Origin of the sequence: Draconibacterium halophilum, from assembly GCF_010448835.1 — a bacterium.
Taxonomy (GTDB): Bacteria; Bacteroidota; Bacteroidia; order Bacteroidales; family Prolixibacteraceae; genus Draconibacterium; species Draconibacterium halophilum.
In genome coordinates, this window is the sequence record NZ_CP048409.1 from 2001067 (window position 1) to 2020005 (window position 18939).

General features: G+C 41.4%; 12 protein-coding genes. All 12 read left to right on the top strand.

Going from position 1 to position 18939, the window contains the following annotated elements; all coding sequences use genetic code 11:
* The first annotated feature begins 19 nt into the window (after window positions 1-19).
* Window positions 20-1618 carry a RagB/SusD family nutrient uptake outer membrane protein gene (locus tag G0Q07_RS08060; RefSeq protein ID WP_163345605.1) on the top strand — a complete coding sequence of 533 codons (1599 nt, stop codon included), beginning with the start codon at window positions 20-22 and terminating at the stop codon, window positions 1616-1618.
* 252 nt (window positions 1619-1870) lie between these two features.
* A complete protein-coding gene (locus tag G0Q07_RS08065) occupies window positions 1871-4588 on the top strand; it encodes a DUF5695 domain-containing protein (protein WP_163345606.1) in 2718 nt (905 codons plus the stop codon).
* Between the two features lie 32 nt (window positions 4589-4620).
* Window positions 4621-6861, top strand: a complete 2241-nt coding sequence (locus tag G0Q07_RS08070; RefSeq protein ID WP_163345607.1) for a S9 family peptidase — start codon at window positions 4621-4623, stop codon at window positions 6859-6861.
* A gap of 24 nt (window positions 6862-6885) precedes the next feature.
* On the top strand, window positions 6886-7719 hold the full coding sequence (locus tag G0Q07_RS08075; RefSeq protein WP_246223008.1) for a M90 metallopeptidase family protein: 834 nt from the start codon (window positions 6886-6888) through the stop codon (window positions 7717-7719).
* Between the two features lie 18 nt (window positions 7720-7737).
* Window positions 7738-8457: a Crp/Fnr family transcriptional regulator gene (locus tag G0Q07_RS08080; protein WP_246223009.1), complete on the top strand. Its 720-nt coding sequence runs from the start codon at window positions 7738-7740 to the stop codon at window positions 8455-8457.
* A gap of 116 nt (window positions 8458-8573) precedes the next feature.
* Entirely contained in the window at window positions 8574-10712 is a 2139-nt protein-coding gene (locus G0Q07_RS08085) for a family 43 glycosylhydrolase (RefSeq protein ID WP_163345608.1), read from the top strand.
* 326 nt (window positions 10713-11038) lie between these two features.
* Window positions 11039-11719, top strand: a complete 681-nt coding sequence (locus G0Q07_RS08090; RefSeq protein ID WP_203532701.1) for an NUDIX hydrolase — start codon at window positions 11039-11041, stop codon at window positions 11717-11719.
* A 56-nt stretch (window positions 11720-11775) separates the two neighbouring features.
* Window positions 11776-13287 (top strand): L-arabinose isomerase, encoded by a 1512-nt coding sequence (gene araA / locus G0Q07_RS08095; protein WP_163345609.1) that lies wholly within the window; start codon window positions 11776-11778, stop codon window positions 13285-13287.
* A 32-nt stretch (window positions 13288-13319) separates the two neighbouring features.
* The gene (locus tag G0Q07_RS08100; protein WP_163345610.1) at window positions 13320-14999 is read left to right on the top strand and encodes a sodium:solute symporter; all 1680 of its coding nucleotides are present in this window, start codon (window positions 13320-13322) and stop codon (window positions 14997-14999) included.
* Window positions 15000-15017: 18 nt separating this feature from the next.
* Entirely contained in the window at window positions 15018-15701 is a 684-nt protein-coding gene (gene araD, locus G0Q07_RS08105; protein ID WP_163345611.1) for an L-ribulose-5-phosphate 4-epimerase, read from the top strand.
* Window positions 15702-15793: 92 nt separating this feature from the next.
* Window positions 15794-17464 carry a ribulokinase gene (locus tag G0Q07_RS08110; RefSeq protein WP_163345612.1) on the top strand — a complete coding sequence of 557 codons (1671 nt, stop codon included), beginning with the start codon at window positions 15794-15796 and terminating at the stop codon, window positions 17462-17464.
* Between the two features lie 17 nt (window positions 17465-17481).
* On the top strand, window positions 17482-18603 hold the full coding sequence (locus G0Q07_RS08115; protein WP_163345613.1) for an aldose epimerase family protein: 1122 nt from the start codon (window positions 17482-17484) through the stop codon (window positions 18601-18603).
* The last annotated feature ends 336 nt before the right edge of the window (window positions 18604-18939 follow it).

Genomic DNA, 18939 nt, shown 5'->3' on the forward strand with positions numbered 1-18939 from the left:
AATTTTAAAAACAGGAAAAATGAATTTCAAAAACTATATAAAACGAATAGCGGGATACACCGTTTCTGTTATCGGGATTTTAGCCTTGCTAACTACTGGAGGTTGTTTTAATCTTGATGAAGAGGTTTTTTCAGAAATTACCGAAGAGTCATTTACGGCATCAGAATCTGATATTGTTGCATTAATGGCTTCGGGCTACACGCCACTGCGTTATATTATGGGCTGGCAAGGCTTATTTGATGTGCAGGAAGAGCCGGGTGACATGTTTGTTACACCAACCCGCCCAAACGGCTGGGATGATGGTGGTACTTATAAAAGAATGCATTTCCATACTTGGAACAACCTACAATGGCAACCACGAAATACCTGGATTAATTGTTTTGATGGGATCAATAATGTAAACCGTGTAATTCTGCAAATCCAGTCGGGTTCGCTTCCACTTGAAGAAGGACAGGCCGAACCAATTATTGCAGAAATGAGAGCATTGCGCGCGCTATGGTATTCAATTCTTGTTGATACACACGGTAACGTGCCGCTAATTACCAAGTTTAGTGATGAAATTCCTGAACAAAAAAGCCGTAGTGAGATTTATGAGTTTATTGTTTCTGAACTGAATGAAGTAATTCCTCAATTGTCAGAAGATGTTGACCAGTCAACGTACGGAAGGCTTACAAAATGGGGCGCTTTACAATTACTGGCACGAGTTTATTTAAATGCCGAAGTTTATAAAGGAAGTGCAGAATGGGATAAATGTATAGATGCGTGTAATCAGATTATCAGCAGCGGTAAATACACGTTGGATTCAAATTACAGAAATATCTTCAGTGCTGATAACGAAGGTTCTCCTGAGATCGTTTTTTCAGTTCCTTACGATAATATTTACGGAACAGGATGGAATGCACACATGAAAATGTTGTTGCCTAACCACAGATATGTATTCAACATGACTTCTCAGCCTTGGGGAGGATCTAGTTGTAATCCTCAATTCATAAATAGTTACAACGAGGATGATAACCGTTTGGAAGATAGTTGGTTGATTGGTGACCAAATCAGTGCTTCAGATGGTAGCGTAATTATGACATTGGTAAATGAGATGCCAAGCATTTATTATTGCGAGTTCGAACAGGGATATCGTTGTCAGAAATATGAAATTGAAATGGGATGCCAGTCGAATATGAGTAATGACTTGCCTTATTTCCGCTATACGGATGTTTTAATGATGAAAGCCGAGTGTTTATTGCGCACAGGAAAAAGTGATGAAGCAGCTACAATTGTTTCGGAAGTTCGTGCACGTTCGTTCGATGATCCTGCAAAAGCAACAGTTACCGGCGAAGTGCTGGAAGGAAATACAACCGTACAATACGGTACTTTAGCAGAAGATGGAAGTATTGACGATCCGGGTGATGAAACCCCTGTTCAGTACGGTCGTTTTCTTGATGAATTAGGTTGGGAATTTGCAGCTGAATTCAGACGCAGAACTGATATGATACGTTTTGGCGTTTATCAAACCAAAAGCTGGTATAACCATACTCCGCAAGGCGAGCATACTACATTGTTCCCAATTGGAGAATCAGAATTAAATACCAATCCGAACCTGGTACAAAATCCGGGATATTAATAAATTAATTTGAATTTCACAGGACCAGATAGAATTTTAAGCTAAGTTGAACCATAACGATGAGGGAGAGTTTATCGGAGATCACTAAAATTCTACACTGGTCCTGTTATTTTATTGAAAAGAAATTAACTTTAACTTATGTATAGGTAGTGTTTCCTCTTTTTTGAATTTTATTTCGGTACTAATATGTGCGCTGTATCATGAGATTATGTGGTGTAGATTGTTTTTTGAATTAAAAAGACTTACGAGGTGATGATAAAATTAATTTGTTGGTGTTTCATAACTGTTAGTGTACTTTATTTGAATATTGGCCAATTGTTGGCTGCAAAAACTTTTGATTCCACAAAAACGGACTCGATTGATTTTAGACAGGAAGTTTTAAGTTATAACCTGCCGGATTTTAACCTTGAACTGGTTAAATCATCGCATACCGTTGCCGGTTTGCATCCAATCTCCGAACCTGAATTTGATTTTACTCCGGGCGAGTTATTAGCCAGAAGAAACAAGCCTGGTTTTTATCACCTTGGAGATATTAATTTCCGTGTTAAAACGGAGGGTGAATCGGCATGGACTTCGTTTTCATCGGCTGCTTCCCGCAAAAGTGTTACAACTCTGGAACCGAAAAGCGAAAGTCAATTAGCGGTTTCCGATCTTAGTGAGATTCTTGAAAACAGCCCGGTACAGGTACTTCGTTACTGGGAAAAGCACGATGGACATCTTGCTTTGCGTTTCGAGATCAAAAACACTTCATCAAAAGCTGTTGAAATTGGTGCCTTTGGAATTCCGCTGATTTTCAACAATAACCACGACCGGAAAACACTGGACGAGGCACACGCCGAAAATGTTTTCTACGATCCGTACATTGGTATGGATGCCGGTTATTTACAGGTAATTCGTTTAAAGGGGAGCGGACCGGTGTTGTTGGTACTACCTTATGGAGAAACTCCTTTCGAAGCGTGGAATCCACTGCTTGACGATCCAACCCGAAGAGGAATTACATTTGAAGGTTTTCACGAATGGATGCCTTTAACCTTAGCTTACGCCGAAAACGAGTGGAAAGAAGCCACTCCCTGGAACACCCCTTCATCGAAAATACTAAAACCGGGAAAATCGGTTAGCTACGGTGTACAGTTTGTACTTACCGACGCGATTAAAAACATCGAACCTGCACTGATCGAAAACGACCGTCCTGTTGCATTTGGTGTACCGGGGTATGTTGTGCCACAAGATGTAAATGCCGATTTGTTTGTAAAGTACAGCCAAAAAGTAAAAAGCATTCAGGTTGAACCTGAAGGCGCGCTGGAACTGAAAAAACTGGAAACAACAGAAAACGGTTGGGTAAAATATGCTGTTGCCGCAAAAGAGTGGGGAAGAGCACGTTTAACAATCACTTACAAAGACGGTTTAACACAAACCATTAACTACAAGGTTATTAAACCTGAAGGGCAGGTTGTTGCCGATAACGGAAACTTCCTGATGACAAAACAGTGGTTTGATGACGAAGAAGATCTTTTCGATCGTGGTCCGTCGGTAATCACTTACGATTACGAAGAGCAAAAACAGGTAACCGAAGATAGCCGTGCCTGGATTTGCGGATTAAGCGATGAAGGAGGTGCCGGTGCATGGTTAAACGCCGTTATGAAACAATTGGTTCAACCCGATAAAAAAGAGATTGCGATGTTGGAAGATTTCGTTCAGAAAACCATTTGGGGCGGAATTCAATACAACGAAGGCCATGAAAAATATGGTGTTCGTAAAAGTATGTTCTACTACGAACCTGATTCAATGCCTGCCGGAACTTACAGTAATGATGTAAATTACAACACCTGGGCTGCCTGGGATAAAAAACATGCCGAAACAGTTGAGCGTTCGTACAATTATCCGCACGTTGCTGCTGCATATTGGGTAATGTATCGTTTGGCACGTAACTACGAAGGTTTGGTATCGCAACAAACCTGGGATTGGTACCTGATGAGCGCATACCAAACTTCAATGGCAATGATGGAGCTGGCTCCGTATTATGCGCAATTCGGACAGATGGAAGGTAGTGTTTTTGTTCATATTCTGGATGATTTGAAAGCTGAAGGATTGTGGGAATACGCCCGCAAACTGGAAGGAATGATGAAACGCCGTGCCGATCACTGGGCATCGTTAAATTATCCGTTTGGAAGCGAAATGCCATGGGATTCAACTGGTCAGGAAGAAGTTTATATGTGGTCACGTTATTTTGGTTACGGCGAAAAAGCAGAAACAACTTTGAAAGCTATTTTGGCCTACATGCCAACAATTCCTCACTGGGCATACAACGGTAATGCACGTCGTTACTGGGATTTTCTTTACGGCGGTAAACTGTCGCGTGTTGAGCGTCAGATCCATCACTATGGTTCGGCACTAAATGCCATTCCTGTTTTGTATGAATACAAAGAGCATCCCGATGATTTGTACCTGCTACGTGTTGGTTACGGTGGTTTAATGGGGGCAATCTCGAATATTACCCAAGATGGTTTTGCACCAGCAGCATTTCACTCGTTCCCGTCAACATTGAAAAACGATGGTATTTCGGGCGACTACGGAAGCGGTTACTACGGTTATGCCGTAAATACTTCAACTTACGTAATGCGTGACGACGAATTTGGCTGGTTGGCTTTTGGTGGTAATGTTACAGAAGATGGCGATGTGGTGAAAGTTGATTTAACAACAGCTGCAAAGTCACGTATTTATGTAGCTCCGTTAAAAATGTGGTTAACACTTGACGCCGGTAAATTTAAAGCCTTCTCGTACAATCAGTCAACAGGAAAAGTTGTGGTTGAATTAGAAGAAGCCAACGATTATACACCAAACGCTTATCTTAGAATTAAATCATTCGCAGAGGAATCAGCGGCAAGTTCGGTTGCCGGTCTTGAGAAAAATGAGCGTGGACAATATGTTATTCCACTTAAAAACGAAGTGGTAAAAGTTGAAATGAATTAATCAATAAAATCACCCGATTAGGAATAGTAAAGATGAAGCACTTTTTATCCTTTTTTTTAGTAGTCCTGTTTGCCTTTGCAGGTTCAGCACAAATCACAAAAGAAGACTGCGCAAAAGCTGATTCAGTAATGAAACTGAGCGAGTTGGTTTACAACCCGGTTACTCAAATTACTTGGGTCGATTCATCATCGGTATTCTGGTACCGTCTAAAAACACGTGATGGTATGAAGTATCAGCTGGTGGATGCACAAAAAGGATCGAAAAAGATTGCTTTTGATACCGATAAACTGGTTGCTGTATTGAATCAGCAGCTGGAGAAAGATATCTCTGCAAAAGATTTGGTTTTGCGCGATCTGAAATTTGATGCAGATAAAAAGACTATTCATTTTAATTTCAAAAAGACTTACTGGACTTGTGAGCTGAAAAAATATGAGTTAAAGAAAGACTCGGTTGAAAAAGAGCGAGAAGGCAATGGTTATTGGGGGAGTTATTCTGATGAAAAGGGTAAAGATCCGGTGTCTTCACCCAACGAGGAGTGGACGGCTTTCATCCGGGAAAATAATGTTTACATAAAAAACAAGGAAACAAACAAGGAGTTCCGCTTAAGTTATGACGGAGCTCCCGGAGATTTTTATTCGTCGTCTTTTTCCTGGTCGCCCGACTCGAAAAAGTTGGCGGTAAACAAAGTACGCGATGCAGAAAAACGTGAGATCTTTTTTGTTGAATCGTCGCCAAAAGACCAGTTGCAGCCCATTTTGCATAAACGTGATTACCGCAAACCGGGCGATGCGATGCCAATAAAACATCCGGCATTGTTTGATGTGGAAAGCAAAAAGCAGATCCCGGTAAATACCGATGCTTTTAAACACCAGTTTAACCTTACCAACCCAAGATGGAAAGAGGATGCTTCAGCATTTACTTTTGAATTTAACCAGCGTGGTCATCAGGCCTACAAAGTGGTTAAAGTGGATGGCGAAAGCGGCGATGTAAATGTGCTGATTGACGAGCAAAGCAATACATTTATCGATTACAGCGGAAAGCGCTATCGTTACGATCTGGAAGAAACGAATGAAATAGTATGGGCATCGGAACGTGATGGTTGGAATCACCTGTATTTGATCGATTCAAAAACCGGTGAGGTGAAAAATCAGATCACAAAAGGAGAGTGGGTGGTTCGAAAGGTAATAAAAATTGACGACGAAAATCGCACAATATTCTTTTACGGATCGGGCAAAAACGAGGATGAAGACCCATATTATTTGCATTGCTACAAGATAAATTTTGATGGTAGCGGCTTAATTGATCTGACACCTGAAAAAATGAATCACGACGTGTCATTCTCAAAAGATATGAGCTATTTTACCGACACCTATTCAACGGTTGAAACGCCACCATTTACTGTGGTGCGTAGTACTGAAGACGGAAAAGTGCTCATTGAGTTGGAAAAGACCGATATTTCTTCGTTGCTCGAAAAAGGTTGGATAGCGCCCGAGCCATTCGTAGCAAAGGCCCGCGATGGTAAAACGGATATTTGGGGAAATATATATCGCCCAACGAATTTCGATGAAAACAAAACATATCCGATTATCGAATATATTTATGCCGGCCCGCACAGTTCGTTTGCACAGAAAAGTTTTAGTGCGGTGCACTCGGCTTATTCTGGACTTGCTGAATTAGGTTTTATAATTGTGCAGATGGACGGAATGGGAACGTCAAACCGTTCGAAAACTTTTCAGGATGTATGTTGGAAAAACCTGAAGGATGCCGGTTTCCCCGATCGTATTTTGTGGATAAAAGCTGCGGCAGAGAAATACAGTTATATGGATACCACGCGTGTTGGTTTGTTTGGTGGATCAGCGGGTGGACAAAGTACTTTAGCCGGACTTTTATTTCATCCTGAGTTTTACAAAGCCGGTGTTTCCTCGTGCGGATGCCACGATAACCGTATGGACAAAATATGGTGGAACGAGCAATGGATGGGCTACCCGATCGGGCCGGAATATGCCGAATGTTCGAACGTGGAAAATGCCGATAAACTGCAGGGTGAACTGATGCTGATTGTTGGCGAAATGGATGATAATGTTGACCCGGCATCAACCATGCAAGTTGCCGATGCGCTGATAAAAGCAAAAAAAGATTTCGAACTTGTGGTGCTTCCCGGAGTAAATCACACACTGGGCGGAACATATGGCGAACAAAAACGTCGCGATTTTTTCGTTCGTAATTTTTTACAACAAGAAACGCCTGATTGGAATGCTGTAAAATCAAATTAGAAACAAGTTAAAATACACTGTGTAATGAAAAGTCTGAAAATTCATAAAAAGTCTATATTTCTGTTGAGTCTGATTGCCGGAATCTTATTGTTCTCCAATTTGTTTGCGAACGAACCGGTTAAAGAATATGAAATTGTTACACCGCCCAAAAAATTAGAACTCGATCCGTTTTATAAAAAGTACGTCAATGTAAATGGCATTCATATTATAAGTTCGTATCGGGTGCCCGATTCTGCGTTTGTTAAGGCTTGCGAGATCATTGATTTTATGACCGGCGGTTTACCAACTGAAGTGCTGGATCAGATGGTAAAACTGAATACACGCGTAGGGATTATGGCGCGTTACGAAGGAACAACTGATATTCCTGAACATGCACATTTAGCCAACGATACAACCCTAAACTGGGATGTTCGTGCACGCGGTTTGGGTGGAACAATGGAACATCCGCTGACAACATGCGCCGAAGAAAACCTGCTGTGCTACCAGATTGATAAATACCATGCTGAAGACATTCTTATTCATGAATTTGCACACACCATTCACGGTGTTGGAATTATACCGCTTGACGATAAATTTAACGATTTACTTCAGGAAAAGCTCGATGCCGCAATGGCAGCCGGAAAATACGAAAATACTTATGCTGCAACCAATATTTGGGAATACTGGGCCGAAGGTGTGCAAAACTGGTTTAACGTAAATGCCGAAGTTGAAACCACTGACGGCAAACACAATTGGGTGAATACTCGCTCGGACATGAAAAAGTACGATCCTGATTTGTATGAGATTGTAAGTCGTTATTTCCCCGAATTTGAGGATAGCCCGTCGTGCCACGCTGCTGTAAATTTATATGTGCAGTAACCCGAAAAAGAAATTAATATGGAAACACTAGTTCAGTCAGTACGTAAGGTGGCATCAATTGTCAAAGACGATTTGCGATTGAGCGATATGCACATGTTTCGAAAATTGTCAGAAACCGAATTGCTCGACCTCGAGTTTAATTCCGTGTATAAAACATTTAAAAAACGAACTGTAATCTACCGCGAGGGTTGCAGGCATGCTGGTTTATACGTTATTCTGAAAGGCATTGTGAAAATCTATAAGATTGGAGGAAACGGGAAGCAACAGATTCTAAAATTTGCGCAGCAAGGCGATCTTATCGGTTACCGCTCTTTGCTTACCCACGAGTTGGCCTGTACTTCGGCAAAAGCTTATGACGACACGCTTGTTTGTCACGTTCCGTATAATACCATGTTGCATTTATTTCAACAAAACTGGGATTTCACCCACGGAATGATGAAGTTTATGTGTAAAGAACTGGGTGAATCGAATACATTTATTACAGATATCGCTCAGAAAACTGTTCGCGAACGTACGGCCGAAATGCTACTGATTTTAAAGGACGAATTTGGGGTTGACAATTACAACGCGCTTCAAATAGCTGTAACACGCGAAGATTTGGCCAATATGGTTGGTACAGTTACCGAATCGCTTATCCGCGTAATGTCGGAATTCAGAAATGAAAATTTGCTGGAACTCACGGGACGAAAAATCGTATTTCGCGATGTAACCAAATTACGGGCAATTGCAAATATTTAGATAGACGTAAAGCCTCACATAAAGCGACTTTTTAAAGGCTCAAACATACTCATAGTGCAGTTATATCCCGATTTTCATCAGTTTTAAATGAAGAATAAACTATGCGTTTAAACAAAATGACAAGGTTAATTATTTGGATGATTGCAGGAGTTTTTATCCTGTCGTCGTGCGGAAATAAAACAACAGAACAAAAATCAACACACATTTCTAACCCCGTTTTGCCCGGATGGTTTGCCGATCCTACGATTAAAAAGTTTGGCGATATTTATTATATCTACGCCACCACCGACAACGAAATGCTGGCATCGGGGGCACCAACTGTTTGGTATAGTCGTGACCTGCAAAACTGGTACAATTACATAATGGAGGTGCCGACGTTGAATTCGGTAACACTGCGCAATTTTTGGGCACCTGATATTATGCAGGGCGAAGATGGGCGTTATTACCTGTATTTTGGAAACTGTCAGGCGGGTTGTAATATCTACGGCTATGTTTCGGATACGCCGGTTGGCCCATGGAAAAAATTACACGATGATGATACTCCTGTAATTGCACAGAATTATCCGATTGACGGTTTCCCATCGTTGGATGCTCAGTTTTTTAAAGACGATGATGGCCGTATTTATGGCTACTGGGGAACCTGGGTGCATTACAACAGTGGTTATGCGGTAGGAGAGTTAAATGCTGAAACAATGGACGTAATGTCGAACTCCACCAACATTCCGCTGGAGCAAACGACTAATCCATTCGAGGCTCCTTATATGATGAAAAAGGGTGATAAATACATTCTGATGTATTCGGCAGAATCATGCCACAACGAAACGTATAAAGTACTTTATGCCTACGCCGATAACCCGTATGGACCATTTACTCCGGGAGAAAATAACCCAATTTTGCAGACTAGCGAAGATGGAACCACTCACGGACCGGGACACCATTCGGTGCTGGAAAATGGCGAGGATTATTACATCGTTTACCACAAACACGATGTTCCGTTTACTGCCGGAGGAATGGCGCGTCAGGTATGTATCGACAGTATGATCTTTGAAAACGACTCAACAATTAAAGCGGTGGTACCTTCGCAAAAAGGTATTAAAGCTTTTATTCCGTCAGAAGTTCCGGAAGATATGGCATTTAAAGCTACGGCGTCGGCTTCATCATTTTATCATTTACAGTCGCCCGATTACGATTACAAGTATTTACCCGATTTTGCTTTTGATAACGACAACGCTACCTTGTGGAAAGCTGCCGACAATACTTTTCCACAAAGCCTGTCGCTTGATCTGGGTGACGAAAAAGTCATAAAGCGAGTTGCCACACAGTTTGAATTTTCTCCTTACTATTATCAGTACAAAATCGAATATTCAACCGATAGTACAAATTGGGAAGTTTATGCCGACCGCTCAGAAAATCGCACGCCGGGAAGCCCGATGATCGATGATAATGATGTAAACGTCCGCTACCTGAAACTTACTATTCTGGCAACAGAAAAAACAGGGACTTTCGCCGCGGTATGGAATATGAAAGTTTATGGAGAAACATTCGATACCCCATTAAATCTGGTAAATAAATCGTCGGGAAATGAGCCTGGTGCAGCAAGTTCACAAAGTATGATTATTGGATTTAATGCAAATGATCTTGCAGTAAAATCGTTCGATAAACTGGCAAACACCGGTACATTGGGGGGCGATTTAGTTCGAAAAGGAAATGTAAAGCTAGTTAACGACAAAGAAACCGGCACAAAAGCAATTGAGTTTTCAAAAGGAGCCTTGGAACTGGATGGAATTGCTGTTCCAAGAAGTTTGGAGTGGAACGGTGCATTTACAATTTCTACATGGGTGAAGAACCCGGAAGTGAGCGACAGAGATGAGTGTCTGGCTTCGTGGTGCGACAGAAGCGAACACTATCTGGCAAACTCTTACAATGCTATTCATTATAACAAGAGCAATTACGGCGCAGTTGCACATCTCGACGGGCATTTTGACTTACCATATAACAATATTCCTGAAGCCAATAAATGGCACCACATTGTTGTTACATTCGATGGTGTAGTGGAAAAAGTTTATGTTGATGGTGAGTTGGATACTGCCCAGAATATGCTGTTATCGTCGGCAGTTGAAAATGCAAAGATCAGAATTGGCGCTTCGGATACAGGCGAATATTATACCGGACTCATGGCTTCTTTTCAAATGTATGATTATGCTTTGTCGCAATCAGCGATTGAGAAAGCTTTTCAGGAATCAACTCTGAAATAATTATCTTCTTATATAAAAGATTCAATTAAAATATTCTTTATAATAGTATCTGTTACTCGTAAAAAAGGGGTCTGTCGGCTCCTTTTTTTATTAGACTGAATATAAATACATACTTTCTGAAAAAGTCTTACATATAAGTTTTGTGCGGCTTGTCTATGGTCGGAAACATTTTGTAAGTATCAGAAATTTAATTTATTGTATGGGTTTGGTTGTTATGTGAAGTAGCCGTGTTTTATTTATGTTCTTCAGCATAAATATGCATTTTGTCGAATTTGGAATAATAAAAGTTAAAAATACTTTTATAGATTTGCTTCATCAATATTATTATGAAACACTATACTAAACATCCGAAGCATTTTGTTGCAGTAGACTGCGTAATTTTGGGCTACGACGAAGGCGAACTTTGTTTGTTGCTTTATCCGCGGGGTTTTGAGCCATCAAAAGGAGCGTGGTCGCTGATGGGAGGATTTGTTCAGGACAACGAATCGGCCGACGCTGCTGCAAAGCGCGTATTAAAACAAACCATCGGACTTGAAGAGATCTTTATGGAACAGGTTGGTGCTTTTGCCAATCCTGATCGTGATCCGGAAGCACGGGTAATCAGTCTTGCCTATTATGCGTTGGTGCGAATGGATGAGCACGATAAAGCCTGTGTCAGAGAGAATGGCGCGCACTGGTGGCCTATTTCAGAATTGCCCGAAATGATATTCGATCATGGCGAAATGGTAGAGCAGGCACTGGTGAAATTGCAGCAGGAAGCCGGTTATCGTTTAATAGGTAAAGAATTGCTTGCTGATAAATTCACACTGCTTCAGTTACGAAAATTATACGAAGCTATTTTTCAACGTGAATTTGATCCCGGAAATTTCAGAAAGAAAATATTATCGCTGAATGTATTGGAGCGCCTGAATGAAAAAGATTCATCCGAATCGAAAAAAGGTGCTTTTTATTACAGCTGTAAAAACGAAGTTGCGGAGCGCGGTCTGGATCGGATAGTAAAGGTTTGATCGCCTGTTTTTTTGGAATAAGAGTAATATAAACATTTAAAATAAAATCTAAGAATATGAGCAGTACATTAAAACAAATGGAAGTATGGTTTGTAACAGGTAGTCAACACCTTTACGGCCCAAAAACATTGGAACAAGTAGCAGATCATTCAAAAGAAATTGCTGCTGCATTTGATGCATCTACCGAAATTCCGGTAAAAGTTGTAGTAAAACCTACAGGAACCGGATCGAAAGAAATTCATCGGATTTGTAAAGATGCAAACAGTAACGATAACTGTATTGGTATCATTACCTGGATGCACACTTTCTCTCCTGCTAAAATGTGGATTCACGGTTTGCAGGAATTACGCAAACCAATTCTTCACTTGCATACTCAGTACAACAAAGAAATTCCATGGGATGATATCGACATGGATTTTATGAACCTGAACCAGAGTGCACACGGCGATCGTGAATTCGGTCATATTATGGCTCGCATGCGCATGAACCGCAAAGTGGTTGTAGGTCACTGGCAAGATACTAAAACAGTTAAAAAGATTGCAGTTTGGACACGTGTTGCTGCTGCTTTTGCCGATTCGCGCGATATGTTAATTATCCGTTTTGGCGACCAAATGAATAATGTTGCTGTTACCGATGGCGATAAAGTTGAAGCGGAAAGAGTATTTGGATACCACGTTGATTACAGCCCGATTGGCGATTTGGTAAAAGTTCAGGATAACGTGCCAGACGAAGAGGTTGCCGAGTTGGTAAAAATTTACGAGCAAGAATACGTTTTGGCAGACAACTGCAAAGAAGGTGGTGAATACCGCGAGCAAGTTGTTAATGCTGCACGAATCGAAATCGGTTTACGTCGTTTCCTGGAAAAGAAAGGTGCAAAAGCCTTTACTTCAAATTTCGACGACTTGGAAGGTGTGGATCAGTTACCAGGTTTGGCATCGCAGCGCTTAATGGCTGATGGTTATGGTTTTGGTGCTGAAGGCGATTGGAAAACGGCTGCTTTATGTCGTAACATGTGGTTTATGAGCCAGGAGCTGGAAGATTATAAAGGATGTTCATTCCTTGAAGATTATACATTGAATTTCGACGGTGAAAAGAGTGCAATCCTGCAAGCTCACATGTTGGAGGTTTGTCCATTAATTGCCGATCATAAACCAAAATTAGAAGTTCACCCACTGGGTATTGGCGGTAAAAACGATCCTGCACGTTTAGTATTTACAAGTAAAACAGGTCCTGGTGTTGCAGCTACTGTTGTCGACATGGGCGACCGTTTCCGTATGATTGTGAACACAGTGGATTGTATCGACTCAAAAGAATTGCCTAAACTTCCTGTAGCAAGTGCTCTTTGGATTCCTCAACCTAATTTCGAAGTAGGTGCTGCAGCATGGATTTTTGCCGGTGGTACACACCACACAAGCTTCTCGTACGATTTAACTGTTGAGTACATGGAAGACTTTGCTGAAATGACAGGAGTAGAGTTTGTGTTAATCGACAATGACACTAACATTCCGGACTTTAAGAAAGAATTACGCTGGAACGACCTTTACTATCATTTGGCCAAAGGATTATAATTTAAACTAAATCAAAAAATAAATCAACTTTTATGGCTTTATTAGATTGGATTGTTATTGGCTTGTTTGCTCTGGTCCTCATCGGTATTATCGTGTGGGTTGTATCGCAGAAAAACAAAAATTCCGAGGACTATTTCTTAGGTGGCCGCGATGCGTCGTGGATTGCAATTGGGGCCTCTATTTTTGCATCTAACATCGGGTCTGAACACTTAATCGGATTGGCTGGTGCCGGTGCCTCAAGTGGTATGGCAATGGCGCACTGGGAAATTCAGGGCTGGATGATATTAATTCTTGGATGGGTGTTTGTACCGTTCTATTCGCGAAGTATGGTTTTAACCATGCCGGAGTTTTTAGAGCGGCGTTATAACCGTGAATCAAGAACTGTACTGTCGCTTATTTCATTAGTTAGTTACGTGCTTACAAAAGTGGCTGTAACGGTATATGCAGGAGGTATTGTATTTCAACAGGTTTTCGGAATTGAAACCATGTGGGGAATCGATTTCTTCTGGATTTCAGCAATTGGACTGGTTTTAATAACAGCGCTCTACACCATTTTTGGTGGTATGAAATCGGTATTGTATACTTCTGTACTTCAAACTCCGATTCTATTGGGTGGATCGTTAATCATCCTTGTGCTTGGATTAAAAGCAGTAGGGGGTTGGGACGAAGTAATGCAAATTGCCGGTACGACTACGGTTAACGAGTACGGCGATTCAATGGTGAATCTTATTCGCGATAACCGCGATCCGGATTTTCCATGGTTAGGAGCATTAATCGGCTCGGCAATTATTGGTTTCTGGTACTGGTGTACCGACCAGTTTATTGTGCAACGTGTACTTTCGGGTAAAAACGAAAAACACGCCCGTCGCGGTACTATTTTTGGTGCATACCTAAAACTTTTACCAGTATTCTTATTCCTTATTCCTGGTATGATTGCATTTGCAATGAATGCCAAAGGAGGAATTATGCTGAACGGACAAGAGTATGTGTTGCCAAGTGCCGATGCCGCTTTCCCTTCGTTGGTGGCGCAGTTGCTTCCGGCCGGTGTTAAAGGTTTGGTTGTTTGTGGTATTCTGGCTGCTTTAATGAGTTCGTTAGCTTCGTTATTTAACTCGTCGGCAATGTTATTTACCATCGACTTTTACAAACGTTTCAAACCAGATACAGAGGAGAAAAAACTGGTTCGCATCGGACAAATGGCTACTGTAGTAATCGTAACACTCGGTATTCTTTGGATTCCGATTATGCGTACTATCGGAGATGTACTTTACGAATATTTACAAGATGTACAGTCAGTATTAGCACCGGGAATTGCTGCGGCTTTCTTGCTTGGTATTACCTGGAAACGCGCATCAGAAAAAGGTGGTTACTGGGGCTTAATGTCAGGGTTCATTATTGGTGTTACCCGTTTAGGTTCAAAAGTTTATTACGAGAATGTTCCCAACGCAGCTGATAACCTGTTTAAAACTGTGTTCTTCGACACCAACTGGTTGTTTTTCTGTGGATGGATGTTGCTTGTATGTTTGCTTGTAATTGTAGTTGTAAGTTTGCTTACTGAAGCACCTTCGAAAGAAAAAATACAAGGCCTTGTTTTTGGAACTAATACTCCTGAAGAAAAAGCTAAAACACGTGCCAGTTGGAACCATTGGGATGTAATTCATACTGTAATTATTTTAGGTATTACATCGGCATTCTATATTTATTTCTGGTAAACAAAAACAAATAATATTATGCTTGAGCAATTAAAAGAAGAAGTTTTTAAGGCAAATCTTGAGTTGGTGGAACTCGACCTGGTAATTTTTACCTGGGGAAATGTTAGTGCCATCGACCGCGAAAAAGGTTTGGTTGTGATAAAACCAAGCGGCGTTTCATACGAAAATATGAAAGCCAGCGATATGGTGGTGGTTGATTTGGAAGGAAATGTGGTTGAAGGCAGCCTGAAACCATCGAGCGACACTGCAACACACCTGGTGCTTTATAAAGCTTTTGAAGGAATATCGGGAGTTGTTCATACACACTCGGCATGGGCAACCAGCTGGGCGCAAGCCGGAAGAAGCATTCCTGCTTTGGGTACAACACATGCCGATTATTTTTACGGTGCAATCCCATGTACGCGTAAACTTACCGAGGAGGAAGTAACTACGGCATACGAAGTGGAGACCGGAAACGTAATTGTGGAAACTTTTGATGGACTCGATCCGGTTGCAATACCGGGAGTTCTGGTAAATAACCACGGTCCGTTTTCGTGGGGAACAACTGCCGGCAATGCCGTTCATAACGCAAAAGTTATGGAAGAGGTGGCAAAAATGGCACACACCGCTTTGCAGTTAACTCCGGGAGCTGAGATCGATCAATTTTTATTAGATAAGCATTACCTGCGCAAGCACGGTAAAAATGCATACTACGGGCAATAATTGTCCTACAGGTACATTAAAAAATTAAGGACGAAAAGCTGGTGAAGAACTAACTTTTTCACTGTCTTTTCGCTCCTCTTTAAATCAAAAAAATGAAAAAATATACAATTGGACTGGATTATGGTTCTGATTCAGTTCGTTCATTAATCGTAAACGTAGAAACCGGCGAGGAGATAGCAAGCGTTGTATTTGAATATCCACGTTGGAAAAAAGGAGAATATTGCGATGCGCCAAACAACCAGTTTCGTCAGCATCCGAAAGATTATTTAGAAGGTTTGGAATACACCATCGTTGAGGCGCTGAAACAAGCTCCTGCGGGTGTAGCCGAAAATGTTGTGGGTATTTCTGTTGATACCACCGGATCAACTCCGGTTGCTGTTGACGAAAAAGGTACACCACTGGCACTAACTCCGGGATTTGAAGAAAATCCAAATGCGATGTTCGTACTTTGGAAAGACCATACTGCAGTAAAAGAGGCGGCAGAAATTAACGAATTGGCAAAAAAATCGGATATCGATTTCACCAAATACGAAGGTGGAATTTATTCATCAGAGTGGTTTTGGGCCAAGTTATTGCATGTTACGCGCGAAGATGCAGGTGTTTACCGTGCAGCTTACTCGTGGGTAGAGCATTGCGACTGGATTCCGGCAGTTCTTACCGGAGATACAAATCCAAAAACATTAAAAAGAAGCCGTTGTGCAGCGGGTCATAAGGCCATGTGGCACGAAGCTTTTGGTGGTTTGCCGTCAGAAGAATTCCTTACTCAGCTTGATCCGATGTTGAGCGGTTTGAAAGACCGTCTGTTCAAAGAAACATTTACCTGCGATGTTGCTGCAGGAACATTAAGCGAAGAGTGGGCGAAGAAATTAGGGCTTTCTACCAATGTTGTTATTGGGGTAGGAGCTTTTGACGCTCACCTTGGTGCTGTTGGTGCTCAAATCGAGCCTTATCATTTGTCGAAAGTAATGGGAACATCAACCTGCGATATGTTGATTGCTCCGCTTGAAGAAGTAGGTGATAAGCTGGTAAACGGTATTTGTGGTCAGGTTGACGGATCGATTGTTCCCGGAATGTTAGGTTTGGAAGCCGGTCAGTCGGCATTTGGCGATATTTATGCCTGGTTCCGTCGTTTACTGGAATGGCCTATGCAAAATATTTTGGCCGACTCTGATTTGATTGATGAGGAAACAAAGAAAAAACTGATTGAAGAGACATCAGGAAAGATCATTGCAAAATTAAGCCAGGAAGCCGAAAAAATATCGATTGCAGAAAGTGGAATTGTTGCACTCGATTGGATGAATGGTCGTCGTACTCCGGATGCCAACCAGGCATTAAAAGGAGCGATTATCGGGTTGAATCTGGGATCGGATGCACCACGTATTTTCAGAGCTTTGGTTGAAGCAACTGCTTTTGGCTCAAAAGCCATTAACGACCGCTTTATTTCAGAAGGAATCCGCATTGATGGTGTGATTGCTCTGGGTGGTGTCGCTAAAAAATCGAAACTGGTAATGCAGATTGTTGCCGATGTATTGGATATGCCAATTAAAGTGGCTCGTTCCGAACAGGCTTGTGCATTGGGTACTGCAATGGCAGCAGCGGTAGCAGCCGGTGTATACAAAAATCTTGGCGATGCTCAGGCAAAAATGGGTGGCGGATTTGAAATGGAATACCATCCAATTCCTGAAAATGTAGAGAAATACAAAGAACTTTACGAAAAATACAATAGACTAGGTAAGTTTATTGAGTTCGATTTGAATAAATAACCTAAAAAAATAAACCAATGAAGTATTTAGGAATTATGACTTTAGTTATAATGGTTTTTGGCTGTGCGCAAAAAGACGCCACAGTGGGTATATCAAGCGAAGATTTTGCGTTTGATTACGATGGAAAAACCATTGAACTTTTTACCTTAAAAAACGATAACGGTCTGGTTTGTCAGTTAACTAATTTTGGCGCAAGAGTGGTAAGTTTGTATGCCCCGGATAAAAATGGGGAACTGGGCGACGTAATTGTTGGTTACGGTTCGGGTAAAGACTTTGTAGAAAAGAAAGAGAATTTCTACGGAGCGGTGATCGGTCGTTATGGCAACCGTATTGGCAATGCATCATTTTCGATTGACGGAGTTGAATATCCACTTGAGAAAAACGATGGCGACAATCATTTGCATGGTGGAACCAATGGTTTTCATCATCAGGTGTGGGATGTAGAAAGCGCAAGCGATTCTGAAGTTGTTTTTAGCTTGGTTTCGCCAGATATGGAAACCGGATATCCTGGTACTGTAAACGTAAAAGTAAAATACCAGTTAACGGATGCAAACGAGCTGAAAATTGAATATTTTGCCACAACAGATAAGAAAACGGTATTAAATCTTACCAACCATTCGTACTTTAACTTGAAAGATGGTGGAAGAACTTCCATCAACGATCATTTAATGTATCTGAACGCTGATTACTATACTCCGGTTGACGGTGGTTTAATCCCAACGGGAGAATTGGCTAGTGTTGCCGGAACTCCATTTGATTTTACAACTCCAACTGCCATTGGCGACCGCGTGGAAGCCGATGATGTGCAGTTAAAAGTTGGAAATGGATACGACCATAACTGGGTGTTGAACACCAACAACGACGCGGCTGTTTTAGCTGCAAAAGTAGTTGATCCGGAATCGGGAAGAGTATTGGAAGTATACACCAACGAACCGGGCGTTCAATTTTACGGAGGTAACTTCCTTGACGGGACTATTGCCGGTAAAAATGATATTAAATACGACTTCCGTGGTGCATTTTGTTTGGAAACGCAGCATTTCCCTGATAGCCCTAACAAGGCCGATTTTCCTGATGTTTTCGTTAATCCGGGAGATGAATACCACTCGGTTTGTATTTACAAATTCGATGTTGAAAAATAGATTATAAGGATTTTTTGTTTTGAGTTAGTTAATAGTTAGTTAGTAAAGGTTCTGATTTGTTTAGCAGGCAGGAAGAACCAAAAAGGAAGGAGGTTGATTTTCAACCTCCTTTTCTTTTGTTGCTACAATTTTCTTCAACTGTTTTTTTAGTAACACTTTTGGGCATTGCTTTTTTCTCTTACTCCCATTTCTCCAATCAGCCAATAGGATTACGGGGGAGTATAAACGCCTAGCATTTTTCCGATCGTTATGTCAATAACCCAACCCCTCAACTTTCCAGAGTTTTTAATTCTATTACGATTTAAAATACCTAATCCCGTTAGTATTTTTCATCTT

Bases quoted from the DNA above. Each gene is read 5' to 3' on its own strand.
- G0Q07_RS08115 (WP_163345613.1), top strand. From the start codon at position 17,482: ATGAAGTATTTAGGAATTATGACTTTAGTTATAATGGTTTTTGGCTGT.
- G0Q07_RS08075 (WP_246223008.1), top strand. From the start codon at position 6,886: ATGAAAAGTCTGAAAATTCATAAAAAGTCTATATTTCTGTTGAGTCTG.
- G0Q07_RS08080 (WP_246223009.1), top strand. From the start codon at position 7,738: ATGGAAACACTAGTTCAGTCAGTACGTAAGGTGGCATCAATTGTCAAA.
- G0Q07_RS08065 (WP_163345606.1), top strand. From the start codon at position 1,871: ATGATAAAATTAATTTGTTGGTGTTTCATAACTGTTAGTGTACTTTAT.
- araA (WP_163345609.1), top strand. From the start codon at position 11,776: ATGAGCAGTACATTAAAACAAATGGAAGTATGGTTTGTAACAGGTAGT.
- G0Q07_RS08100 (WP_163345610.1), top strand. From the start codon at position 13,320: ATGGCTTTATTAGATTGGATTGTTATTGGCTTGTTTGCTCTGGTCCTC.
- G0Q07_RS08085 (WP_163345608.1), top strand. From the start codon at position 8,574: ATGACAAGGTTAATTATTTGGATGATTGCAGGAGTTTTTATCCTGTCG.
- araD (WP_163345611.1), top strand. From the start codon at position 15,018: ATGCTTGAGCAATTAAAAGAAGAAGTTTTTAAGGCAAATCTTGAGTTG.
- G0Q07_RS08070 (WP_163345607.1), top strand. From the start codon at position 4,621: ATGAAGCACTTTTTATCCTTTTTTTTAGTAGTCCTGTTTGCCTTTGCA.
- G0Q07_RS08090 (WP_203532701.1), top strand. From the start codon at position 11,039: ATGAAACACTATACTAAACATCCGAAGCATTTTGTTGCAGTAGACTGC.
- G0Q07_RS08110 (WP_163345612.1), top strand. From the start codon at position 15,794: ATGAAAAAATATACAATTGGACTGGATTATGGTTCTGATTCAGTTCGT.
- G0Q07_RS08060 (WP_163345605.1), top strand. From the start codon at position 20: ATGAATTTCAAAAACTATATAAAACGAATAGCGGGATACACCGTTTCT.